The sequence below is a fragment of the Acetobacter senegalensis genome (genome assembly GCF_001499615.1).
Taxonomy (GTDB): Bacteria; Pseudomonadota; Alphaproteobacteria; order Acetobacterales; family Acetobacteraceae; genus Acetobacter; species Acetobacter senegalensis.
In genome coordinates this window covers 2,513,138-2,536,853 of the sequence record NZ_LN606600.1, presented here as the reverse complement: position 1 = coordinate 2,536,853, position 23,716 = coordinate 2,513,138, and the positions used below count along the sequence as shown (strand labels likewise).

Annotated in this window: 19 protein-coding genes and 6 pseudogenes; 15 read left to right on the top strand and 10 right to left on the bottom strand. The window is 54.0% G+C overall.

Translation table 11 applies throughout. The features are described from left to right. Positions 1 to 167: 167 nt before the first annotated feature. Both ASN_RS18925 and tnpC read left to right on the top strand, forming a co-directional pair. Positions 168 to 413: pseudogene (locus tag ASN_RS18925) on the top strand (transposase); the annotation flags it as partial. A 61-nt stretch (positions 414 to 474) separates the two neighbouring features. Then, a pseudogene (gene tnpC / locus ASN_RS20475) lies at positions 475 to 1,682 on the top strand (IS66 family transposase); the annotation flags it as partial. A gap of 68 nt (positions 1,683 to 1,750) precedes the next feature. Here the strand turns inward: tnpC and ASN_RS11865 are convergent. Next, positions 1,751 to 2,830, bottom strand: a complete 1,080-nt coding sequence (locus tag ASN_RS11865; RefSeq protein ID WP_058988266.1) for an IS5 family transposase — start codon at positions 2,828 to 2,830, stop codon at positions 1,751 to 1,753. Positions 2,831 to 3,043: 213 nt separating this feature from the next. Further along, positions 3,044 to 3,193 (bottom strand): annotated as a pseudogene (locus tag ASN_RS19700) (IS630 family transposase); the annotation flags it as partial. An 82-nt stretch (positions 3,194 to 3,275) separates the two neighbouring features. Between ASN_RS19700 and ASN_RS18920 the strand changes: the two are divergent. Then, positions 3,276 to 4,022, top strand: a pseudogene (locus ASN_RS18920) (IS5 family transposase). A gap of 16 nt (positions 4,023 to 4,038) precedes the next feature. Here ASN_RS18920 and ASN_RS11845 read toward each other — a convergent pair. Both ASN_RS11845 and ASN_RS11840 read right to left on the bottom strand, forming a co-directional pair. After that, positions 4,039 to 4,936 (bottom strand): annotated as a pseudogene (locus ASN_RS11845) (IS630 family transposase); the annotation flags it as partial. Between the two features lie 9 nt (positions 4,937 to 4,945). Next, a complete protein-coding gene (locus tag ASN_RS11840) occupies positions 4,946 to 6,196 on the bottom strand; it encodes an acyl-CoA dehydrogenase family protein (protein ID WP_197603284.1) in 1,251 nt (416 codons plus the stop codon). 248 nt (positions 6,197 to 6,444) lie between these two features. Between ASN_RS11840 and ASN_RS20235 the strand changes: the two are divergent. The 5 genes and pseudogenes from ASN_RS20235 to ASN_RS11800 all read left to right on the top strand — a co-directional run. Beyond that, positions 6,445 to 7,210: pseudogene (locus tag ASN_RS20235) on the top strand (IS630 family transposase); the annotation flags it as partial. A 498-nt stretch (positions 7,211 to 7,708) separates the two neighbouring features. Next, positions 7,709 to 8,857: a tyrosine-type recombinase/integrase gene (locus tag ASN_RS11825; RefSeq protein ID WP_058989303.1), complete on the top strand. Its 1,149-nt coding sequence runs from the start codon at positions 7,709 to 7,711 to the stop codon at positions 8,855 to 8,857. A gap of 180 nt (positions 8,858 to 9,037) precedes the next feature. Next, positions 9,038 to 9,412: a helix-turn-helix transcriptional regulator gene (locus ASN_RS11820; protein WP_157765172.1), complete on the top strand. Its 375-nt coding sequence runs from the start codon at positions 9,038 to 9,040 to the stop codon at positions 9,410 to 9,412. 929 nt (positions 9,413 to 10,341) lie between these two features. Continuing rightward, positions 10,342 to 11,429 (top strand): IS3 family transposase gene (locus tag ASN_RS11805; protein WP_099048307.1). Its coding sequence is split into 2 segments (ribosomal slippage): positions 10,342 to 10,594 and positions 10,594 to 11,429, totalling 1,089 coding nucleotides; the frame shifts between segments, so codons are not numbered across the junction. 76 nt (positions 11,430 to 11,505) lie between these two features. Next, positions 11,506 to 12,396, top strand: coding sequence for a 3'-5' exonuclease (locus ASN_RS11800; RefSeq protein ID WP_058988291.1), 891 nt, complete (start codon positions 11,506 to 11,508; stop codon positions 12,394 to 12,396). Between the two features lie 173 nt (positions 12,397 to 12,569). Here ASN_RS11800 and ASN_RS11795 read toward each other — a convergent pair whose 3' ends face one another. Further along, a complete protein-coding gene (locus ASN_RS11795; RefSeq protein ID WP_058988290.1) occupies positions 12,570 to 13,463 on the bottom strand; it encodes a LysR family transcriptional regulator in 894 nt (297 codons plus the stop codon). A 150-nt stretch (positions 13,464 to 13,613) separates the two neighbouring features. Here ASN_RS11795 and ASN_RS11790 point away from each other — a divergent pair, with 150 nt between their 5' ends. Both ASN_RS11790 and ASN_RS11785 read left to right on the top strand, forming a co-directional pair. Continuing rightward, positions 13,614 to 14,597 (top strand): aldo/keto reductase, encoded by a 984-nt coding sequence (locus ASN_RS11790; RefSeq protein WP_058988289.1) that lies wholly within the window; start codon positions 13,614 to 13,616, stop codon positions 14,595 to 14,597. A 24-nt stretch (positions 14,598 to 14,621) separates the two neighbouring features. Continuing rightward, positions 14,622 to 15,482, top strand: coding sequence for an aldo/keto reductase (locus tag ASN_RS11785; protein ID WP_058988288.1), 861 nt, complete (start codon positions 14,622 to 14,624; stop codon positions 15,480 to 15,482). A gap of 232 nt (positions 15,483 to 15,714) precedes the next feature. On the opposite strand, the gene ASN_RS11780 is transcribed toward ASN_RS11785, so the two are convergent. Together ASN_RS11780 and ASN_RS11775 are read right to left on the bottom strand one after the other, a co-directional pair. Then, positions 15,715 to 17,133: a DHA2 family efflux MFS transporter permease subunit gene (locus ASN_RS11780; RefSeq protein WP_058988287.1), complete on the bottom strand. Its 1,419-nt coding sequence runs from the start codon at positions 17,131 to 17,133 to the stop codon at positions 15,715 to 15,717. 48 nt (positions 17,134 to 17,181) lie between these two features. After that, positions 17,182 to 17,748, bottom strand: coding sequence for a hydrolase (locus ASN_RS11775; protein ID WP_042061681.1), 567 nt, complete (start codon positions 17,746 to 17,748; stop codon positions 17,182 to 17,184). Positions 17,749 to 17,856: 108 nt separating this feature from the next. Between ASN_RS11775 and ASN_RS11770 the strand changes: the two genes are divergently transcribed. Together ASN_RS11770 and ASN_RS11765 are read left to right on the top strand one after the other, a co-directional pair. Beyond that, positions 17,857 to 18,513: a TetR/AcrR family transcriptional regulator gene (locus tag ASN_RS11770; protein WP_042061684.1), complete on the top strand. Its 657-nt coding sequence runs from the start codon at positions 17,857 to 17,859 to the stop codon at positions 18,511 to 18,513. A gap of 299 nt (positions 18,514 to 18,812) precedes the next feature. Then, positions 18,813 to 19,613, top strand: a complete 801-nt coding sequence (locus ASN_RS11765) for a hypothetical protein (RefSeq protein WP_058988286.1) — start codon at positions 18,813 to 18,815, stop codon at positions 19,611 to 19,613. Between the two features lie 412 nt (positions 19,614 to 20,025). Here ASN_RS11765 and ASN_RS11760 read toward each other — a convergent pair whose 3' ends face one another. Beyond that, a complete protein-coding gene (locus tag ASN_RS11760; RefSeq protein ID WP_007284623.1) occupies positions 20,026 to 20,388 on the bottom strand; it encodes a winged helix-turn-helix transcriptional regulator in 363 nt (120 codons plus the stop codon). Positions 20,389 to 20,518: 130 nt separating this feature from the next. On the opposite strand from ASN_RS11760, the gene ASN_RS11755 reads away from it, so the two are divergent. Further along, positions 20,519 to 21,370, top strand: a complete 852-nt coding sequence (locus ASN_RS11755; RefSeq protein ID WP_231948193.1) for an NAD(P)H-binding protein — start codon at positions 20,519 to 20,521, stop codon at positions 21,368 to 21,370. Positions 21,371 to 21,658: 288 nt separating this feature from the next. Here ASN_RS11755 and ASN_RS11750 read toward each other — a convergent pair whose 3' ends face one another. Continuing rightward, complete coding sequence (locus tag ASN_RS11750) at positions 21,659 to 22,024, bottom strand: winged helix-turn-helix transcriptional regulator (RefSeq protein WP_231948517.1); 366 nt, start codon at positions 22,022 to 22,024, stop codon at positions 21,659 to 21,661. Here ASN_RS11750 and ASN_RS20230 point away from each other — a divergent pair. Both ASN_RS20230 and ASN_RS11745 read left to right on the top strand, forming a co-directional pair. Further along, a complete protein-coding gene (locus ASN_RS20230) occupies positions 21,968 to 22,153 on the top strand; it encodes a hypothetical protein (protein WP_231948534.1) in 186 nt (61 codons plus the stop codon). The two genes, ASN_RS11750 and ASN_RS20230, sit on opposite strands and share 57 nt — an antisense overlap. 24 nt (positions 22,154 to 22,177) lie before the next feature. Beyond that, positions 22,178 to 23,104: an aromatic alcohol reductase gene (locus ASN_RS11745; protein ID WP_058988284.1), complete on the top strand. Its 927-nt coding sequence runs from the start codon at positions 22,178 to 22,180 to the stop codon at positions 23,102 to 23,104. A 76-nt stretch (positions 23,105 to 23,180) separates the two neighbouring features. Here the strand turns inward: ASN_RS11745 and ASN_RS11740 are convergent, their stop codons facing one another. Beyond that, the gene (locus ASN_RS11740) at positions 23,181 to 23,585 is read right to left on the bottom strand and encodes an Rrf2 family transcriptional regulator (protein WP_058988283.1); all 405 of its coding nucleotides are present in this window, start codon (positions 23,583 to 23,585) and stop codon (positions 23,181 to 23,183) included. Between the last annotated feature and the right edge of the window lie 131 nt (positions 23,586 to 23,716).

Genomic DNA, 23,716 nt, shown 5'->3' with positions numbered 1-23,716 from the left:
TTTATCGAGAAAAAAATCTACTTCTATAATATAAATATATTGGATAAAAATATTTATATTGGAATCATTCTAACTGTTTTTCTTCATCCTAACGTGCCCCTCTTTTTGTATCCACTCAAAAGGAGAGTTCCCGTTTTTTATGTCTTAGGGTTGATGGGGCAAGTGTATCGGATGTGGCACGTCGACATGACCTGACCCGCGAACATCTTTACCAGTGGAGGACATCATTCCGTCAAAGACTATCTTCCCCAGATCAGTCTGTGGCGTTTGTTCCTGTTGCTTCATTGACGACACCTACTGTGGCATCTGGCGGTAATCCTGCCGAAGATCTTCTGGCCCGGTTCATCCGGATTGTGGAGACGGCACGATTGGCGTGGGCAACGGCATGCGTGTCTATCTGGCCTGCGGCGTGACCGATATGCGCAAGGTCATATGGTAATCCCCCCACTAAAAATGGGGGGATTACCATATCTCCAGCTCGAACTACTTCTTGATGATGTGAAAATCGCCATTGCGGCAGCCGATCCTTCTCCTGATCTCTGGGAGCATGAGGTCAGCGATGGTGAGGCCTGTCCCATCTGTGACGGCCCCCTGCGCCTCGTTGGTGAAGATGTCGCCGGAATACTGAACTTTATTGTGGCAAAACTGAAAATTGTCGAAACGGCACGACTGAAGAAATCCTGCCGTCAGTGCGAAACAATGGTGCAGCCTGAAGCACCATCGCGCCCTGTCCCACGGGGGATGGCTGGCCCCAGGCTTCTGGCCCATATCCTGGTCTCAAAATTCGATGACCACATTCCGCGTTATCGTCAGAACGAGATTTTTGCCCGTCAGGGTTTGGACATTCCCCGTTTAACCCTGATCGACTAGTGTGGTCAGGCCGTTGCCGTTCTGCGTCCTCTGACAGATCTGATCCGTCAGGATGTCGTAAAGGCAGATCTGCTGCATGCTGATGATACACCCATCCAGATTCTTGATCCCTGTCTGCGTCAGGCTGGGAAACCATGGGGGGTGAAGGAGGGGCGGATCTGGACCTCTCTGCGCGATCCCCGCCCATAGGGCGTGAGTGATCCGCCCGCCGGTTTCTCTCTCGATCGCAAGGGGATCAATCCCAGACCCATCTGGCACAGCTCCAGGGCATTCCACAGGCTGATGCCTAAGCCGGGTTCAGGGATCTGTATAAACCCGATGAAACCGGCACCGTGCGCGTGCGCGAAGCGGCCTGCTGGGCTCATCTGCGTCGAGCATTCCACGCATGGTGCGAAACACAGCTTGCCCGCATCCCCGGGAAGAGGAAACTGGCAAAAGCAATTCGTTATGTGCTCAACCGATGGATAGACTTTACCCTGTTCCTCGAAGATAGTCGTGTCGCCATTGATAACAATCCTGCCGAACGCGCCATACGGCCCGTGTGCATGGGGCGGAAAAACTATCTGTTTGCCTGGTCCTACACTGGTGGCGATAATATCGCTGACGCCATGACGCTTATCGAAAGAGCAAAACTCTCCGGGCTTAACCCGCACGATTACCTTGCCGATGTTCTGGCCTTTATCAACGAGCACAAAATCAACCAGCTCCACGGACTGTTGCCATGGAACTGGAAACCCGTGACATATCTGGGGGGATCGAAGAACCGTCAATTGATGTGCGTGGCCCGTGATTTCTGGCTTTTGGCGATTTGATTGACGGTTTTTGCGATGGCATCCGGTCTGCGTTTTGAGCAGATTGGGCGCTGTTATCCGCTTGATAGCTACGCTGTGGTGCTGATCCGCTGCAGGAAGAGGAAGCGGCGCATGTTGTAGACGATATTGGCCAGGCCGATCCTCATGGTGGCTCGACTGATACCGACAGTCCGGACAAACAGCCCCGTCTGTGACTTCTGATCGGCAAAGACATGCTCGACACGCGAGCGGATGACCGACTTTCCAGCATTTGATTTCTGGATATGCCGGGGCATAGGCTTGAGATGCGGCTTTTTGCGATGAACCTTGGAAACAAATCCCTGCTTTTCCATGAAGTCTTCGTTGGCTTTTGAGCGATAGGCCGTGTCAGCCCAGACACTTGAGGCCGTATTGGTTTTATCCAGCAGCCCCTCTCTCAATCTCGCGCCATCACTGGCGGCGGCATGCGTTGTTTTCCATTTCCGGATGAACCGGTATTTCCGATCGATGGAAACATGCGATTTATAGCCAAAGAACGGGATGGCGAGATCACTGGATGGCATGGTTCCATCATCCTGCAGCTTCGCTTTGGTGAACTTTAGCGTCCAGCGCGCATGACGATCCTTGTGCGACAGCTTTGACGGCTTGTCCTGCCAGTCTTCAGGAATACGTCCTTCCCGAAGATCGGCTTTCTCTGCGTTGGTGTTCCGCTGCTTTGGAGCCGCTACCAGTGTGGCATCCAGGATCTGGCCGGACATCGGCAAATACCCGGCGTTGCGCAGGGTCGCATCAAAGCGGTTGAACAGCCCATCGATCGCACCCGCCTGGGTCAGACGCTCGCGAAACAGCCAGACCGTTTTGGCATCCGGCACCCGATCTGAAAGTCCCAGCCCAAGGAAACGCATAAAGGAGAGGCGATCGTTGATCAGATATTCCGTCCGCTCATCAGACAAATTGTTGAGCGTCTGGATCACCAGAATTTTGAACATCAGCACCGGATCAAATGGCGGTCGTCCGCCTTTGCTTCCGTCAGAATACGCCAGAACCTTCTCCAGGTCAGGGCGGAAGACTTCAAAATCCACAGTCCGGGAAAATGCTTCGAGCTGATCACCAAGCCCGCTCAGCCGGGCAAGCCGCTCTTCAACGTCAAAAAATCCCGCCTGCTTCATGATCCATACTCCAATCAACGCAAGGAAAATGGAATCACAGAGCAGACCTCAATACCAGAGGGTTTTTCGAACCCTCCACTTGTAACGGTTTTGTGCCGGTTGAGTGAGCGTTTACAGCATTCAACAGGAAAGGCATGAGACCATGGGATTGAAGCAGACAGAAGAGTTTCGCCGCGAGGCGATCAGGACCGCACTTATACCAGTTTGTCTTTGCTATAACCTATGAGTCCAGTCCCGTAATCCGAGAGACATGCTTCTCCATGGCTGGTCGATAAGATGGTTCCGTGCGTGACAGCAGATATCGATGATATCGTTATAGGTTTTGAAAATTCTGTTTGAGAGCCATGTGTTACGCATGAACTGCCTAGGGCCAATCGACATTCAGGATTCCCAAATAGGCTAATCGCTGCTTCATAGGTCTCCGTGTTGATGGGGAGAGCGTGCGATGGGGATCAAGCGATACGAATTGAGCACAGCGCAGTGGGAGCAGATCAGGGTTCTGTTGCCTGGGAAAGCGAGTGATCCTGGGCGGACTGGATCGGATAACCGTTTGTTCGTAAACGGATGTTTATGGGTATTGCGATCCGGCGCCCACTGGTGCGACCTGCCTGAACGCTATGGAAACTGGAAGACGGTCCACCGGCGCTTTAGTCGTTGGTGCCATGCGGGCGTGTGGGAGCGGGTATTCACTGCGCTGACCGCCGATCGTGACAACGCGTACCTGATGATCGATAGCACCATTGTCCGTGCCCACCAGCACGCGGCGACCGGAAAAAGGGGGCGCAAAATCAGGCGCTGGGGCGTTCCCGAGGTGGATTAACCACCAAGATCGACATGCTGGCCGACGCCCTGGGTCGACCGTTACAGTTCATTATCACCGGCAGTCAGGTTCATGACGCCACCCAGGCATCTGCATTGCTCGAAGGCCAGACTGCGCGCCGATAAGGCTTATGACAGCAATGGGTTCCGTGAAAAGATTGCTGTCATGAACGCAGAGGCTGTCATTCCGTCAAAACGGAACCGTAAGGCGTTCATCCCGCACGACCAGGCTCTTTACAAAGACCGGAACCGTATAGAGCGATGCTTCAATCGCCTCAAACATTTTCGTCGTTTCGCAACGCGCTACGATCGCAGAACCATCCATTTCACAGGCTTCATCTATCTCGCAGCAGCCATGATCTGGATCGCTTGAATGTCGATTAGCCCTAGACGTTTTCAACCGGATTAAGTTCAGGAGAGCGCAGCGGCATAATGGTGATGTTCGCGGGAACCGTCAGTTTCAGACTGGTATGCCATGCGGCCTGATCAAGGATGAGGACAGCATGACTTTGCGATGCAACAACCTGAGCGATTTCCTGCAGGTGGACATTCATGGCATGGATGTTGCAGGAGGGGAGAACAAGAGCCGCCCCTTTCCCCTGAGCGGGGCAGATGGCCCCGAAAATCCAGGCAGATCTTGTCCGCAGATCGGCTGTTACACGGGGGCGGGTACCACGCTTCGCCAGCGCCGTGTCAGCTTTGTTTTCTGGCCGATCCTCGCTTCGTCCGCCCACCACAGTTCGATATCTTTCCCGGAATGACGGGCCCTGATGGCAGCAAGGGCGTCAGGGAGGTTTTTTTTAAAATGCTCTGGACATCCGGGTTCTGATCATCCTGTCGGGGACGTGCCGTCAGCAGACGAAAACCCTCACTCCGAACAATCCTGCTCAACCAGGATACTGACAGGCTGACCCCCATGTTCTTCATGCAGCCACGCGCACAGATCATGCAATCGCCAGCGCACCATGAGCAGCAGGAATGGGACCTTCTTCAAACCGCTATGCCAGAGCCTCCATGACGGAAGGCGTGATGCGGCGGGCAGCACCCCCACCATGACGATCAATCAGACCCGCAGGTCCGTGCGCGTTAAAGCGCAGAACCCAGTCCCGAACGATCTGTCGGTCCGTTCCCTGCAAGACGGGCCGCTTCACCAAGCGTCGACCCGTCATAAATCACCGCGAGCGCCAGAAGGCGCCGGAACTGGGCCGCGTGTCTGCTTCGTCGGGCAAAACTACGCACCCTCGCAGCGTCATAATCCTCGCGAAGTGCAATAGCCTTGCTCTTCAGGGATACCTTTCAAGGATAAGAAAAATCAGGTGAAGTTCCTGAAAATAGTGCGCCAGAAGCTTCAAAAATACTGTCGTTTAAGGACGCATGCTGAGTTACGACCATTGTGTCACGTACAATATGCTGGAGACGGTTTTCACGATGTATTGCAGACATTCCGACAACACGATACACATTCTGAACCACTCTGGCGCCGGTATGCGCTGCATGCGCCGCGCTCAGGCGCAGAAGATTGCTCTGGTGCTGACTGACTGGGTCCCCCTTCAAAACAGTCTCCCAAGCATTTCGTGAAGCATCATAAAAGAAAAGACGGGCACTCCGCAGTTCAGCTTCCCCGTGCGCTAACGCACTCCGAAAATAAGCCCGATCACCTAAACCAGACACACCGGGCACCGTGCGGAACCTTCTGGACGAAGCGATCGCATCATCAAGCGCCGCACGGGCCAGACCAAGGCTACAGGCCGCATGTACTTCGGCTTGATATGCCAGAACAGGATAACGAAAAAGAGGCTCATCAATAGTCGCTTTGGCACCGCGAAGACAAGTCCATTCATTGCTAACAAATTTGTCAATGACCTGTGTGTCGTGACTACCGGTACCCTGCATACCCACGACGTTCCAATTCGGGATAATCTCAACTTCATTTGCCGGACAAACAGCTATAATCGGCTGAGAACTTATTAGAGTATTTGTATCTACAGCGTCCCCTTTAAGACCTACTCCAATCCAATCCGCGCCCATACAACCGCTGGCAAATTTCCATCTACCACTGACCATCCAGCCACCAGGCACCGCATGAGCCTTCTGCAAAGGATAAAGACCACCTGAAAATATTTGATCCGGACTGTTTACATATATTTTTCGCTGAGTATCAACCGGCAACGCAGCCAGATAGGTATTGGCAGAACCAAAGCCCGCCACCCATGCCGCAGAGCCATCTACTGTGGCGATTTTTTCTACCAACTGAAGGAATTTTGCTGGCTCCAGCGCGCTTCCACCAAACAGTTTCGGTGTACTGGCTCTGAATATGCCAACACCTTTCATTAACGCGATGATGTCCAGAGGAATATGAGAAAGTATTTCGAAATCAGCACGCCGGGCAGCAATTGCATCCAGAAGTTGCTCCATTGTTGGCGGTGTCAATGAGGCTGAAATGGTAGAGGCCTTTGACACAGTCATTTTAAAAACCTTTCTATTATTTCTTATGGTATTGTATTGATACAGCGGGAATATTCCGTATATCAAATGAATATGCATCATTCATAAAATGCACTGGAATAATACAACGCCATTTGGCAGTTTTGGAGGAGGCTTGGCTGCTGCCACGATCACGCATGGACGTGTCCCGGTATAATTCCGGACCATGGTTATCTGTTGAGCGGCCTTGCGCTCGTGGGCCAGAGGACTTTTTCCACTGATACTAATTTGTTGTGGCTGTGACTCATTGGGGTACCCAAAAGGGTAGAAATGTGATTCACCGGATACCATTATTGAAGGAAGGTATCCTGATGGGCAAGGCTATTGCACTTCGCGAGGATTATGACGCTGCGAGGGTGCGTAGTTTTGCCCGACGAAGCAGACACGCGGCCCAGTTCCGGCGCCTTCTGGCGCTCGCGGTGATTTATGACGGGTCGACGCTTGGTGAAGCGGCCCGTCTTGCAGGGAACGGACCGACAGATCGTTCGGGACTGGGTTCTGCGCTTTAACGCGCACGGACCTGCGGGTCTGATTGATCGTCATGGTGGGGGTGCTGCCCGCCGCATCACGCCTTCCGTCATGGAGGCTCTGGCATAGCGGTTTGAAGAAGGTCCCATTCCTGCTGCTCATGGTGCGCTGGCGATTGCATGATCTGTGCGCGTGGCTGCATGAAGAACATGGGGGTCAGCCTGTCAGTATCCTGGTTGAGCAGGATTGTTCGGAGTGAGGGTTTTCGTCTGCTGACGGCACGTCCCCGACAGGATGATCAGAACCCGGATGTCCAGAGCATTTTAAAAAAAACCTCCCTGACGCCCTTGCTGCCATCAGGGCCCGTCATTCCGGGAAAGATATCGAACTGTGGTGGGCGGACGAAGCGAGGATCGGCCAGAAAACAAAGCTGACACGGCGCTGGCGAAGCGTGGTACCCGCCCCCGTGTAACAGCCGATCTGCGGACAAGATCTGCCTGGATTTTCGGGGCCATCTGCCCCGCTCAGGGGAAAGGGGCGGCTCTTGTTCTCCCCTCCTGCAACATCCATGCCATGAATGTCCACCTGCAGGAAACCACTGTAGTCATTTATGAATATGACCTCACTGCGAGAGAATGCTAGTGATCCGAGACCACCCGCAATTCTAATCAATTTATTCAGAACGCATCCCGGAAGCGTCATTCCTCAAGGGACACAGCATCACGATAAACGCTCTTTCCCCCTCAAATGAGGCAGCGTCAATTTACAAAATATGAGTTAGAGAACCAAAGAGGGCGGCAACTACTTGGGCCCAATATGGGCCCACCCTGATGTGATATCCAGTTGTATCCAGTGACAGTCAGTGATATTAAATTCCCTGTTATCAACAATTTAAACGGAATAGCCCAGCCATTTAGCCACTACTTATCGCCCTTTCACGGCGGCAACACGGGTTCGAATCCCGTACGGGACACCATTGTTTTCATTGGCTTTTTTGGCGAAACTCTTCCAAAAAATATTAGTTTTTGCACCATTTTTGCACCATCGCGAGGAACGTCGTAGTATCTTCTCATGGTGGAAGATATCAACACGCCAGCAGGTGATGTCATGAGCGGGCGCACGGACCCCGCCACAGGCAAGGCTTTACCGCGCGGTGTGAGCTATCGTGGCCCCAAACAATACATGACCCGTAAGGTGGTCGATGGTCGCCGGGTGCAGCAGACTTTTTCTACTGCGGCACAGGCCCGACGCTGGCTCAATGAAACAGCCGCCAAAGCAGAGCTTGGCCAGTTCACAGATACACGCCCTCTCGACAAGATGACGATTGGCACACTGGTTGAACGGTATCGCGAGGAGTGCATGGCCGATCGGAAAGCCGACAGGATCGGGCATATCCCAGCCATTCTGCGCGACACCGCCCTCTCTTCGGTACGGTTATCGAAATTCTCAGCCGCAGACGTCCGTGGCTTCCGTGAACACATGACAGCGGCCGGATATGCAGCCGCGACTGTGGTGAAACGCCTTAATCTTTTGGCCTCTATTCTTCAGCATGCCATCTCGGAATGGGATATCGCCATCGTCAATCATGCGTCTGGCCGCGTTGTAAAACGACCCGAGGGGGCTGACAAAAAGCGGAACCGACGCCTCAAGGAAAATCGGGACTCTTCCCTCCCTGGAGAATTTGAACGCCTAATTGAAGCCGTCAGCGCCTCCCCTCACCCGGATGATGTCTGGCTTGTGCGATGGTCGATCGAGCAGGGCACACGCCGGGGCGAAGCCCTCCAGCTTCGCTGGGGCGACATTGACCTTCAGCGTCGCACCCTGAAGCTGGGCGGCGAAAGCGGAAAGACCAAGACGCATCGTCATCAGGAGGAGCACGGGCCAGAGATACGCCCCCTCACACCGGGCGCACGCCGCCTCCTGATCGAGAAGCTTGCAACACTTCCTCATCAGCCCAAACCAACACAACTCCTCTTTGATGTCGGGACTGAAGCAGCGTTCAGTGTTCGATATGGCCGTATGGTGCGAGAGGCCGGGCTGAAAGATCTGACCTTTCACGACCTGAGACATGAAGCAACCAGCCGGTTAGCAAAATTGCTGCCCAATCCGCTCGACCTCAAACGCGTGACTGGTCATCGCGATCTGAAATCACTGGATCGCTATTACCAGCCCGCTCCTGAAGACATCAGTCGTCAGATTGAGGAGGCTGAACGTGTGTTGGGTATGCTGTCAGAAGAGAAGCAGCGGAAAGACTGAGGTCTCTTCATCTCCCGTCAGTTCCCCGTCGCTTCATCAGAAAATGAAATGAAAAATCAGAGAAAGAATTTTCTTTCTCTGATCTCTCATCCTGTGCTATCAGGTTTTCACGGTTCAACACCGTTCTTCTCCCCAAAAAAACAATCTGAAATCTTGTATCTTTTGGGGAGTCCTGCATCCTTGGCCCAATCACCCGTCACGCCTAAAGTTTTGCGCTATCGCGATGCCGCAACCTATCTGGGCATTAGCCATGGTCGATTACGGAATCTGGTCAGCGAAGGACGTGGTCCAGCTTCCGTAACCTATGGCAAACGGGACAGGGCTTTTCCAATTGCCGCTCTGGATGCGTTTATCGACCAGCGGACCACTGGCTATCAACCCGCTACGCCAGAACCCATCACGGTCAAACGTCGACCAGGCCGTCCCCGCAAGACCGAACAACGCAGTCAGAAACAAATGGCGCATTGGACCGCAGTCATGATGGCACTGTTCATGACCTATCTTCTTTGGGCCTATGGTTTTCTTGGTCTTGCAACAGGTTTCATGACAAACTGAGAACCATTAAAAAAACAGCACTCCTCGCTTTTGCCCGCGAGAAAACAAGCCTGTCATATCCGGAAGGTTCTGTTCGCTCTCTGGTTACAATACAGATGCATCAGATATTCTGACGATCACCAAAATGTACACTGAAGATAACTTCCGCTTACGTCTCTACGGAATTCAGAAACACCGGCCTCTCTTTCTTCATTGAAGTGCCTATCTCCAATTTCGGGGTACGGGAGCCAATTTTAACCTGACCTTTTCCCAACATAAACGGCACCTGAACAAGCCAACGCAGGTCACCCTTCATTCCTTTCGCCATCTGGTTTCAACAACGCTCAGAAATCAGGAAAGTCACATTCGAGAGCTTTGGCTTCATGACCTGTTAGGCCGTGAAGCCACCCATAACAGCCAGGACACAACCCAAAGAAAGATTCACCTTCGCTCAACCGAACACCTCTTTCCAATCAATGTATGACAGGAAATCGGTCGCTTAATTCAAGGCCCAACAGCGTGACGTCGGCACATTCTGATCTGTCTGGGGATTAGGTGCAGTTAACACACACAACACCGTCTGCTTACGCCCTTCTATTGTTAAAAGAACCCCTTGCCCCGAATAGTCCGTCGTGCTGATGACCTTGAAGCCCTTGTTCAATAACTCGGTCAAAGACATCGGGAGCGGTTTCAACATCGTGGGAACCGCTAAAGGACTATAGGGAGATTTCACACCTGATTGTGGCAACCAGTCCCCCGATGACTGGGCAAAACAACCAACAGGCCCTAAAAGACCAAGAGCTGTCGCGAGGATAAAACTGGCTTTTCGCATGAGACTTTTCCCTTCTAATGCTGCCATAGCCTGTAACGGACTGTCTCCTGGTAATCCCCCCATAAAAAGAGTGGCTTTTGAATGAGAATTTTCTCAGCGTGAGGATGAGGAGATTCTGATGAAGAGTGATCGCTTTACGGACGCCCAGATTATGGGCGTGATCCGCCAGGCTGAGGGCGGCGTCTCTGTTCCTGACCTGTGCCGGGAGCACGGGATCAGCAACGCCACGTTTTACCGATGGCGCGCGAAATATGGCGGCATGGATGCGTCAATGATCAGTCAGATGAAGGCTCTGGAAGAGGAGAACCGTCGGCTGAAGCGGATGTATGCGGATCTGAGCATGCAGACGGATATCCTGAAGGAGGCTTTGGGAAAAAAATGAAGCGGCCAGCCCAGCGCCGGGAACTGGCCGCACAGGCTGTGGCGCATCACGGGGTCAGCATTGCGCTGGCCTGTCGGATTTTTGGGATATCCGAGACCTGCTTTCGCTATCGTCCACGACTGGCAGCGGAGAACGACAGGATTGCCGATCTTCTGGTGGGACTGACCCAAGCTCACAGGAGATGGGGATTTGGTCTGTGTTTCCTGTATCTGCGCAATGTGCAGGGACAGCTCTGGAATCATAAGCGGGTTTATCGGATCTATCGGGAACTGGAACTCAACCTGCGGATTAAACCCCGCAAGCGTCTGGTTCGCGAAAAGCCTGAAAAGCTGTCGGTTCCGGCCCTTCCCAACACGGTCTGGTCCATGGACTTCATGGCGGACAGACTTTTGGATGGACGCGCTTTTCGGCTTCTGAACATTCTGGATGACTTCAATCGTGAAGGACTGGCGATTGAGGTTGATTTTTCCTTACCCGCCTGCCGGGTTGTTCGCTGTCTGGAACAGGTTATGGAGTGGCGCGGCAGGCCCGAGGCTATCCGAATGGACAATGGCCCTGAATATGTCAGTCATACGGTGGTTTCATGGGCCGAAAAGAAGGGGATTACCCTGATCTATACGCAACCGGGCAATCCGCAGCAGAACGCCTATATCGAACGCTACAACAGGACTGTCCGGCAGGAATGGCTGGAGCAGCATCTATTTGAAAGCATTCAGGACGTGCAGGAAGTCGCAACACAATGGCTCTGGACATATAACCATGACAGACCCAACATGGGGAACGGCGGGTTCACACCCGCCCAGAAACTAAAAGCAACTGTCTAAATTCTCAGTCAGAACCCCACTAAAAAAGGGGAGATTACCTCCTGTCTATCATACCAGACTGTAAGGGAGAACTTCTGTGAAACACGCGCCTTTGGAAGCCCAAGCACGCACCTTGGAAGCCACGGGCGCTTACCGGGTCTTACGTCGTATCGCGCCCCTTCCGCTTGAGACGCAGGGGCCACGTGATCACACCCGTATAGGCCTTTTTCTGGATCTGGAAACGACCGGCCTCGACCCGGCCTGTCATGAAATCATCGAATTCGGGATGGTGCCGTTTGTCTATACGCTGGATGGCCGCATTCTCGGCACCTTACCAGCCTTCAATCGTCTGAGAGAGCCTTCCCACCCCATCCCTCCCGAAATAACCGCCCTCACCGGCATCACACAGGAGATGGTTGCAGGTAAAACCATAGCCCCTGAAGAGGTCGCCCAGTTCGCGACGCAGGCAGCCCTCATCGTTGCCCATAATGCCAGATTTGACAGGCTGTTTGCCGAACGCTTCTGGGAGGGGTTTTCCACAGTGCCCTGGGCCTGCTCCATGGAAGATGTGCCCTGGCAGGCAGAAGGCTTTGAAGGGCGCAGCCTTGGCTATCTCGTCATGCAGGCCGGATGGTTTTTTGATGGACACCGGGCCGCCGATGATTGTCTGGCTGGTGTTACCCTGCTCACCACACGTCTGCCTAAAACACAGACCCTAGCCCTCTCCGCCCTGCTTCAGGAAGCGCGGCAACCCCGCTGGCAGATCTGGGCAGAAAATGCGCCCTTTGATCTCAAAGAGAAACTCAAGGCCCGTGGCTACCGCTGGAATGACGGCACCGATGGTCGCCCCAAAGCGTGGTTTACGGAAGTGCCACAAGCCCAAAAAGAAGACGAACTGCATTTCCTGAAAACGGAAATCTATCTTCGTGAGGTCGCTCTACTCACCCGTGAAATTACCGCATGGGATCGTTTCTCACACCGCGCCTGAAACACACCTTTCCATTCTCATCCTCCCTTACTCTTCGGCATGACAACAGCAGACTGACGGCAATCGCCTACATCTCGGTCATTTGAGCGTTTATAGTGGTTGCCCGAAAGCGGACATTGTTACGCGAAGCGCGACAGACGGAACGTGGGACTGTCGTCTCTGACAAAGCTTATTCATCCCTTGTAACGCAAAGCATCCAGAACAAGGCTAAATGCTGGCGAGGGCTGACGCCTGCTTGGGTAATATAGATAATAGCCGTCGAATGGCTCGCACCACTCTTCAAGAATTCGCACCAGGCTTCCGGAAGAAAGGTGATCTTTGACATGATCCTCAAGCATGAAAGCAATGCCGTGCCCGGTGAGGGCGGCTTCCATAATCAGATTGATATCATTGAACACAAGCTGTCCTCGTGTTTTAACCCGGATATCTTTGCCATCGCGCTCAAACTCCCAAGCGTATAATCCACCAGCAGTCGGCAAGCGCAGATTGATGCAGTTATGTTGCGCCAGATCGTACGGCGTTTCCGGAATGCTCTTTCCGCTCAGATATGATGGGGAGACCACAGCAGCCATCCGAAGACGTGGGCTGATTGGTATCGCAATCATGTCCTGCTCCAGTCTTTCTCCAAGCCTTATCCCGGCGTCATATCGTTCAGCCACGATGTCGACGAGGCCTCCTTCGATATTGATTTCTACATTGATGTCAGGATTTTCGGCAGTGAGACGATCAATAGCTGGCCAGAGCACTGCGCGCGCCGCATGAGCACTTGCTGTGATCCGAATGTTACCAGCCGGGCGGTCCCGCAACTCGGTCAGAGCGGCAAGCTTCTGATCAATCTCCTCAAGGGCAGGACGTAGTGTTTCTATAAGGCGCTCACCAGCCAATGTAGGTGCGACACTCCTGGTTGTACGTGTAAGGAGCCGGAGGCCCAATCTGGCTTCGAGCCGCCGAAGAGAATGACTGAGCGCAGATTGTGAAATGCCAAGCTTGCCTGCGGCCTTGGTAAAACTGCCTTCATCAGCAACTGCCATGAACATAGCCAGACTTCCAAGCTCTTCACGCCGCATTATGCTCAGGCCTTCTCACAGGTTTCATGACTAAAAGTCATAGACCCAAGAAATTTACCTTGTCTAATCGATTTATAAGTCTGGGCTTATGATTGGCGTGTTCAGAGCCTTGGCAGACGCCCAAGGATAAAACACGCGGGATCAAGAAACATGCAGAAACGTCTGTTAGGCCAGAGTGGTCTGGAAGTATCAGCGCTTGGGTTCGGCTGCATGGGCCTGAGCTATGGCTATGGCCCTGCCACCGATCGCAAGGATGCTATTGCCCTGATCCGCGCAGCATATGAACGTGGGGTCACTTTCTTCGATACTGCCGAAGCTTATGGACCTGGCATTAATGAAGAAGTAGTTGGGGAGGCGCTAGAGCCGGTTCGTGATCAGGTCGTGATTGCCACCAAGTTTGGTTTTGTAAACGGCGTGCCAGCACAGGGATTGGATAGTCGGCCGGAGCGTATTCGACAGGTTGCAGATGAAGCCCTGAAGCGCCTGCGGACTGACAGAATTGATCTCTTTTACCAACATCGCGTCGATCCAAACGTGCCGGTCGAAGATGTTGCCGGAACGGTGAAAGACCTTATCGCAGCAGGCAAGGTCAAGCATTTTGGCATGTCTGAAGCCGGGACGGATTCAATCCGTCGTGCACACGCCGTACAGCCGGTTGCCGCTCTCCAGAGTGAATATTCGATGTTCTGGCGCGAACCTGAACTGGAAATCCTGCCGCTTCTTGAGGAACTGGGTATCGGCTTCGTGCCATTTGCGCCTCTTGGCAAAGGATTTCTGACTGGAAAACTCGACCCGAAAACCGTGTTTCCCAAGGATGATTTCCGCAGCACCGTTCCTCGTTTCCAGGCTGAGGCACTGGCCGCGAACCAGGCTCTTGTTGATCTTGTCAAAGCCATCGCATCTGAAAAATCCTGCACGCCTGCGCAGATCGCCTTGGCGTGGCTTTTGGCTCAGAAGCCCTGGATTGTTCCCATCCCCGGTACAACCAAACTTCACCGCCTAGAAGAAAATCTGGGAGGGGCTGATGTCATTCTGACGCAGGATGATCTGGCCCGCATTGAACGGTCCCTCAATGACATCCCGCTTCAAGGGGCTCGTTATCCTGCTTCATATCAGAACCTGATCAATCGCTGAGCCACGACCGCGGAGAGAATAGTTATGACAATCACCACTCCTGCCGTGATGCTGAACAATGGGATCCACATGCCCTCTCTTGGCTTCGGCGTATTTCAGGTTCCTGACCCTGCCGAGTGTGAACGCAGTGTTCGGGACGCCATTGATGTCGGTTATCGGCTTCTCGATACAGCAACGTCCTATGGCAACGAGGAAGCAGTCGGTCATGCGATTCGCAACCACGGGATCGACCGTAGCGATTTATTCGTCACTACCAAACTTTGGATTGAAGATGCTAGCTATGAGGGAGCCAAGGCTGCTTTTGAGCGCTCGTTGAACAAACTTCAGACGGACTATCTCGATCTCTGGTTGATCCATCAACCATACGGGGACGTCTATGGGGCATGGCGCGCAATGGAAGAACTGTATCGTGCGGGCCGTATCCGCGCGATCGGCGTCAGCAACTTCTATCCTGACCGACTGGTGGATTTCGTGCTGCACAACGAAATCCCACCAGCGATCAATCAGATTGAGCTCCATCCTTTTCATCAACAGGACGATGCGCTGAAAATCCTGAAGCAATACGATGTTCAGGCGGAAGCCTGGGGACCGTTTGCAGAGGGACGAAACGGACTGTTCTCGAATGATCTGCTTCAGTCAATTGCGCAGAAGCATGGCAAGACCATCGCTCAGGTTGTGCTGCATTGGTTGAACCAGCGCGGAATTGTCGCAATCCCCAAGTCAGTACGCAAAGAACGTATGGCCGAAAACTTCGCTATTTTCGACTTTATGTTGGACGATGCTGATGTTGAGGCAATTGCCACGCTTGACCAGAAAGCCAGCAGTTTCTTCGATCACCGCGATCCGGAGAAAGTCCGCTGGCTGGGGACAAGAAGTTTAGGGTGAGAAGTATCGTCTCAGGGGTGTCTGTGTGAATTGAGATTGTTGCGGATCTTATTCAAATCAAGTGAATGTTTTTTCGATCCATACGAGTTAAAGGGAATGTCCTGGTATCGACAATTTCGCCTACATGTCGGACAATCCGAAACACAAACGAATGACCGCAAAGCGGACGATGCAGGCCCATCTTGCCTGGGTGATTTTTATTTTCTCAGGCGAGTATCAATGCCCGCCAGATTCAGTTCGATCCGAACTGGCGTTTCTTTTCCGAAGGCCTGATGAAGCGCGTGGCGAGCAACAGAGTACCATGAAATAACGCGAGCAATCCAAATGTTTCGGCATAAGCCTCTGACACGACATGAGACGGAGCGACTGTCGCAAGCCGCCACCCAAGGAATGTGGCGCACGCTGTAATCAATGTCGGCCCTCCGATCCTTTGCATGATGTTCAGCGCAGTTGTCGCCATCGGAATATCCGCGCGGGCGATCGAAGCGTATCCCGCGCTCATCGCCGGAATGCCGACGGCACCCCCGCCGCCGCCACGCAGCAACAATGCTATGCTCAGCAGGGCAACGTTCAGACCGCTATAGGCAAGCACCACCAAAATCACTGTTCCGACCAACGAGATAAGAGCCCCGCAACCGGTCAGATCGCGCGCGTCAAACCGGTCACTCAGACGCCCAATGAGCGGATAGACGCACATCATCCCCAGACCCAGGGGTGCCATGAACAGGCCCGTCCGCTCGGGCGAGACACCGCAGGAGTGGATCAGCCATATGGGTAGAAGCATCTGACCAGCGAACGATACCCCGTTCGTCAGAAACATGATGATCGCCGACACCGAAAAGGCAGGCGCACGCAGCAGGCGCAGGTCGATCAGCGCGTCATCACCCTTGCGTCGCGCGGATCGGACATACAGGACGAACAGCACGAGGGAGGCGCCTAAGGTCGCCTGTCCATAAGGCCGGGCGACATGATCCATGCCGTAAAGAAACGAGACGAGAGCGGGCGCGAGAAATCCTAGCCCTGTCAGGTCAAGTGGACGGGGGCGCTCGTCATGCCGATCGTCAGGGAGAAACAGAACGGCAAGGGCAAAAGCCGCAAGCCCGACCGGCACATTGAGAAGAAAGATCCATCGCCAGGACGCGATGGAGAGAATGGCACCGGCGACGACGGGTCCAAGAAGCGGCGCGAGCAGAACAGGTGCCGTCATCGCGCTCGCGACCCTCGGCATCTGTCGGCCCGCCACACGAGCTACCGTCATCTGAGCCATAGGGGCGAGCAGTCCGCCCGCCATGCCTTGCAGCAGACGGAATACGATCAGGGACGGCGCAGACCACGCTAGTGCGCACAGGCCTGATGTCAGCGTGAAGGCACCGAAGCACCATAAATAGACCGCTCGCCCCCCGAGGCGGCTTACGAGCCATCCATTCAGTGGCAACGTCAGGGCGAGCGCCAGCAGATAGCCGCTGACCACCCATTGAATGTGTGAAAACGGAGCGTGCAGGGTCGCGACGAGATCTGGTAGCGACACATTGACGATCGTGGCGTCCAGTTGCGCCATGAAAGATCCGACCGCCGCGACGCTCACGATTTTCCAGGTGCCCGGAGGCAGTTGATCCGGGTCTAAGGCTGGCAACGACGTTCTGGCGTTCATGAATGATCTCGCGGGAAACCGTGAGACGCGCAGACATGAGCCATGCGTTTACGCATCCAGCGCGATCGCGTCGCTCGTCGTCACCCGGCCAAGACGGGGAAAAATCTCTTCGCAGGCAAAGCGCTGCATCTCTTCGGTGAATGTGGACATGACATCCTCGACGAGCACGACGTTATATCCGTGCTCATGCGCCGCTCTGGCGGTAGATTCCACACCCAGATTGGTGGCGATTCCACCGACCACGATGGTCGTGATCCCGCGTCGCCGCAGTTGGAGGTCAAGATCCGTGCCGTAGAAGGCACCCCACTGCCGTTTCGTGATGCGCAGATCGGTTGGTTCGGCAAGCCCGTCGACCAGTTCCATCCAGTCGGGTGCAAAACCGCCTGGCGGCGAAAAGGAGCGATCGACGACCGTATGCACCGCGTCCGCAAAGTCCAGCGCGAACGCGACGTTGACCAGAATGACCGGAGCGCCGGCAGTTCGGAAACGCGCCGTGAGTTCTTTCGATCGCTCAACAATCAAAGCACCCGGTGTCGGAGCCAGGGGAAGCCCCGTAATGCCCTTCTGGAGATCGATCAGGACAAGAGCCGTCTTGGTGGCTTGAAGCGAAATCATGGAGAAACATCCCTGTCGGCGTTAGAACCGCCATCCCGAACCATTGTCCGGAACACGCGGTAACGTTAGTAAGTTGAGTAGACACTCAAGCAGGAGAATTATTTGAGGATGGACTCAAATTCGTCAAGGGGTAAAAGAACGTCTCTTCAGCCGCTGCGTGCGGCTGGGCGTCAGCGCGTTGAGGAATTGCTGGAGGCCGCGTCTGATCTCATGGCGGAACGAGGGTACGAGGCCACGACCATGGCGGAGATCGCCGCGCGCGCCGGGGCGAAGATCGGCTCACTCTATCGTTTCTTTCCAAACAAGGAGGCGGTCGCGGACGCTTTGGTGCAGCGGCATATCGCCGTTCTGGAAGACGAATACGCGGCACTCGCCAAACGTGCCGCCACGCTGTCGCCCGAAGCATTGGCGGACGTCCTGATCGAGTTGCTTGTCACGCTTTATCCTCGCGTGAAATCCCTGTCCGCGCTGATGGAGGCCCGGACCGACAGGATGGAGATTCGCGAACGTGCACGAGGACATGCGATAGCTGGAATTGCGGCTGCGTTGCGTGTCTGTGCACCAGGGTTGGGTGAGATGCTGGCGAAAGACATTTCTGCGGTCGTTCTGAACACTATGAAAGTGTTGCGCGGTATGCTCTCGAAGGACGCGCCCACGATGCCAGGTGCGCCTGACGAATTGCGGCGGATGCACCGTCTTTATCTCGCGGACCGGCTGGAGCCGTTTCGGCGCACTTTAGACAGTATAACGGAGGCGGAGCCATAATTTCGCGGATTGGTGCAGTATTCGCCCCACGACCTAAGAGCCTTGGCGCTGTCCCGGAGAGCGAGATGTCATGGCAGCTTATGCCTCCATGCCGGCTATACAGCCGTTAAGGTTGTTCGCCTGAAAACGGACTTTATTACAAGGTTGATTTTGGGGAACCAAAATTAATCCTTGTGTCCACAGGAATTACGCGGTCGTGTATGATACAAATACCAAGAAACCCGCATGTGATGCAAAGTCGTGTGTGCAGGCCAACTTTGCGTTACGCAGATATAAATTGAGATAGTAAGATTAAGATAATGAGTGTTCCTTACATTGCAACATCGGAAGAACGTGCTCTGCATCAAGCAATCAGTAATCTTACGTTGAAAATTGCACGTCCTCTAATTCGATATAATGACAAAAAATCCTGGCCAAAACTGCTATCAGGAGGATCGTGTTTTATCTTACGCTTTGATTGCGGGTTAATTGGCGTGACTGCGAATCATGTTGTTGAGGTATTTGAGGCAGATAGAGAAGAAAACGTAAGCAACACATGCCTGCTCAGGACTGTTCGTTTCGATCTTCTGAACAAGATTATTGACCGGAATACAGATCTCGATATTGCAACATTTTCGGTCACCGAAAATGAATTGGCTGAAAGTGAAGCGCAGGCGCTGGATTGTCGTGGCGCGAACTGGCCGCCCCCAAAGCCTCTTGAGAGCGCCCCTATCAGCTTTGGCGGCTTTCCGGAAGAATGTGCAATACCGTCACTGCCAACCAACGCTGTGTTTGCCGGATTTGTATCACTTACCTATGTGCAAGATATAACCCAGCGCGAAATTATTGCGACCTATGACTCGAACCGAGATAGTCGAGTTATAATTGATGAACGCTTACCAGATGTCGGGGCCAATCTTAGTGGTTGCAGCGGTGGTCCGGTAATTGTGCATTATGAACGCAATATGACTCATCACTATTGTCCGGTTGGTATGATAATAGTCGGAGCAAAAGGAGAGGGCACCGGCTTGATGGCAGGATGGGATATGTATCGTTTTCGTCGCATCCATTTTATTCAGCCCGACGGTTCAATCCTCATCCAGCCTAGTAACAGTTTCTGAACCAATCGGATTTTCGCGAAACGTCCGCTTTTTTTGCCCAACTCACCTGACAGCGGACTGTCCGCGTACCCCCTCCCGATCTGCCTGTCTGCTCAATGAATGGCAGCAGACAGCCTGTAGCCGCCTTCATCCTCGACATACAAGGCGCGATAAAGATTTCCAAAACCGGACATGTGCGCGTGGCAAGTCCGACATACTCGCGTATGCCGTCACCGTTGTTCCCGTCTGCCAGTAATTTCCGCTCATGTGCCTCACGATGCTGCGCATATTGGTAATTATACTGTAGCAAAATGAACCGACATCTCTGGACAAACACCTGAGCGAGCGCATGGTTAAGTGGTTCAACTTGATGGAATGATGCCCCGCATGCGCCGCTGATTGACGGCGCGCTTCATCACACCTCAACGCCAGTTCAGTCCTGCGCGGCACGACGATCAAATGCGGCGCGGGCCTGTTCAAGGGCGGGACGGTTCTCGCGTGCCCAACTTGCCAGGGCTGCCAGAGGTCCTGTCAGGCTTTGCCCCAATGGGGTCAGACAGTACTCAACCTTCGGCGGGACGGTAGCATAGGCTTTGCGAGCCACCAGTCCATCGCGTTCGAGCCCGCGCAGAGTGATGGTCAGCATCCGGTGCGAGATGCCGGGGATGCGGTGCTTCAACGCATTGAAACGATGGGTGCCTTCTGAGAGATGGCCACAGACCATGACCGTCCACTTGTCGCCAATGCGTGCAATCACCTCTGCTAGTCCGCGACATTCAGCTTCTACATTTTCCATTGCTACTCCTTGGGGCGACAGGAACCTGGGTGTTCTTGACGCATGAATTCATGCGTACTTGTTAGCTTATAGGAACAAATTTATCCTAAAGAACCATAAATAACCATGGAATCTGATGATGAAAATAGGTGTGAGCGGTGCCAGCGGCCAGCTCGGTAGCGCAGTTGTTCAGGCGTTGGCGGAAACGGTTGCGGCCGAAAACTTGGTGGCGATTTCGCGCACCCCCAACACCGATCGAAACTACGCAGGTCGCTTAGGAGACTACGACCAATCCGAGACATTGGTGGCGGCCTACCAGGGCCTGGATCGCCTGTTGTTGATTCCTGGGGCTGATCTGCGGCCGGGGATTCGTTCGCGCCAGATGTTGGCGGCCGTGGATGCCGCTGCACAGGCCGAGGTCGGTCACGTCTTCCTGTTGTCGGCAACCGGGACGCAGCGTGAGGGGGAGTCCGCCGTTGGGGCGGCGTATTGGCACAGTGAGCAGGCGTTGATCAAGAGCGCGATCCCCGCATGGACGATACTGCGTATGAGCTATTTTTCCGAGACGCTGGTCGAAGAGGTGCGGATGTCTTTGACGGCAGGCGGGCTTGCGATGCTTGAGGACAGCCGCGTCAGTTTCGTTTCGCGCGGCGACGTGGCCAAAGCTGCCGCCGCCGCATTGACCAGCGAGGGCCACGAGGGCGCCATATATCAGCTGACAGGCTCTGAAGCCCTGCGTGGCGAAGCGGTCTGCAGACTGGTCGGGCAGCAGATCCAGCGGCCCTTTGCCTTGAACGTTATGCCCGCCGAGGTGTTGCGAGCCGGGTTGCTCAAAGCGGGTCTGCCTGACGTGGTTGCCGATGCCGTGGTATCGATGAAGGCGCGGCAGGCGCGTGGCGCCTACGACATCGTCAGCGGTGACATCGTGCGTTTGACCGGAGGCACGCCGTGTTCCCTAGCCGAAATTCTGGCGAGTATCGCAGGAGGACTGGGGCAGTCGTAGCACCGCACTTGCTGGGTGCTTTGCTGCGCCATTCGACGGAGGTCCGCGCCACCGGTGCAAGTAGGCTTGGAATTGCGGGTACATGACCACGCTGGTGGCGTAGTTCAACAGGAGGTCAGGTCCAACTGGATGTCGGCGTTGCAGGGCACTCGACCAGATGGCTTTCCAGGGCGATGGCGTCCGGGGCGGCTAGCAACTGTGTTTGAGCGGCCTCTCGTCACAATCACCAACGCTATCCTCAAAAGCGGAGTGCCATGGCGCATTAGCTCCGCCGCTTAAACACTGTTGCTAATTCAGACCGTCACGAGGCTCAACGAAAGTGCTATTCCTCTCATTGTCGAACCGATCGCGTGCCGTTCTGAATGCAGGAGCGTTGTCAACAATCCACCGCCAAAGTGGCATCATTCCTACGAGAAGGCCTTTTCCTAAAGGAGTGAGAGTATAATCCACTCGTGGCGGGACCTCACCATAATCATGGCGAATAATGAGACCGTCGCGTTCTAACTGACGAAGAGAGCGCGTCAACATACGCTGCGTAACCCCATCAAGCCGTCGCGCCAGTTCAGCATGCCGCAGTGTGCCAGCGACACCGAGAAGATGGACAATACCGAGAGACCATCTGTTGCCGGCATGCGCAAGTACTTCTCGCTTCAACCCGCCATCATCGTCACTGAGAGCGTCGCAGGCAGCCTGCGACTGAGCCATCACGGCATCGAAGTCCAGATTATCGAACGGTATCACTCGTGTACCTTCTTCGCTTTCCCGCATCGCGTCTTATTTTAACTTCATAACCAGAAGGAATTCCTGATGCCAGCGATGAAGACCCCTGTCATTGAAACCCTTGTCATCGGCGCCGGAGAGCTTGGTCAGGCCGTCATCACCGGCCTGCTTGAACAGAAACCGGAATGCGCCCGATCGATCAGCGTTCTTCTCAGACCATCAAGCGGAAGCACCAGGACGGATATTGCGCGACAATTAAAGCAAAAAGGCCTGCAGATCGTTTATGCTGATCTTGCGACGGAAACGGTGGAGGACCTCTCCGTCCTCTTCGCCAAGTTCAATACGATTATATGTTGTACCGGGTTTGTTGGTGGTCCCGGTACACAGCGTAAAATTACCAGTGCCGTCCTGAAGGCTGGGGTGGACTGTTATGTGCCGTGGCAGTTTGGTGTCGATTACGATGTTGTTGGACGTGGCAGCGGGCAGCCAGTATTTGATGAGCAATCAGACGTAAGGGACATGCTGCGCGGTCAATCTGCGACCCGATGGATAATCGTTTCGACAGGAATTTTCACCAGCTTTCTGTTTGAGCCAGCTTTCGGTTTGGTGGATCTTCAAGGTGCCAAGGTTCGCGCACTCGGCAGTTGGGATAACCGCCTGACCGTGACCACTTCCGAAGATATAGGACGACTTACAGCGAGCATCCTCGCCCATAAACCGCCGATCCAGAACGAGGTGGTTTACGTTGCCGGGGATACGTTTTCCTACGCTCAGCTCGCCGGAAAGATGGAGCACTATCTCAGCCGCCCTGTCACTCGGGAGTTGTGGGAAATCGACTGGCTACGCGCAGAAGTCGCTGCACACCCTGACGATGGAATACGGAAATACCGTCTTGCTTTCGCACGCGATACGGGCGTGGCTTGGGACAAGGTTCGGACTTTTAACGCTTTACAGGGCATTGAGGTGACCGACGCCATAGCCTGGCTAAAACACCAGCAACGTCATGTAGCGTAAACATCTCACTGTTTGCGACATCTGAATTCCGGGAGACACAAGGTCTGCATCAATCCTAGCCATTCGCCCCCTTAGTTTACTTGCAGAGCGTCGCCGGAGCATGCCGTTCTGCTAGCCTCTGATGGAAGTCAGCATGAAGTGCTGCAAGTGTAATCTGGCCAAAACGCGCGAGAAGTTGGGCCTTAACATCCGCAAGGACGCCACTCATGGCGTGGTTAACGGCTTCTTCGACAAGGCACTCAGTCTCCACACTCCGGTTCCCTATGGCGAATAATCTTGGAGCATCAAGAGCCTCGTAAATATCTTGCAGCGTTACCTGATCCAACTGGCATGAAAGCGTCCACCCGCCGCCATGTCCTTTTTCGGAGTGTACATATCCATGCTCACGCAGACCGCCCATAAGACGTCGCACAACCACGGGGTTGGTGTTAAGGGCGCGAGCCAGAGCTTCTGACGTCATGGGACCACCTGCTTCTGCCATATGCAGGAGTACGTGGAGCACACAGGATAATCTGTTATCTTGTCTCATGTAACTTCATGTGTTGCTAGAGTGTAATTTCGTCAGTATATCATGAAACTCGAAAAGTGACATGAAAGTGCGTGCGAACACTC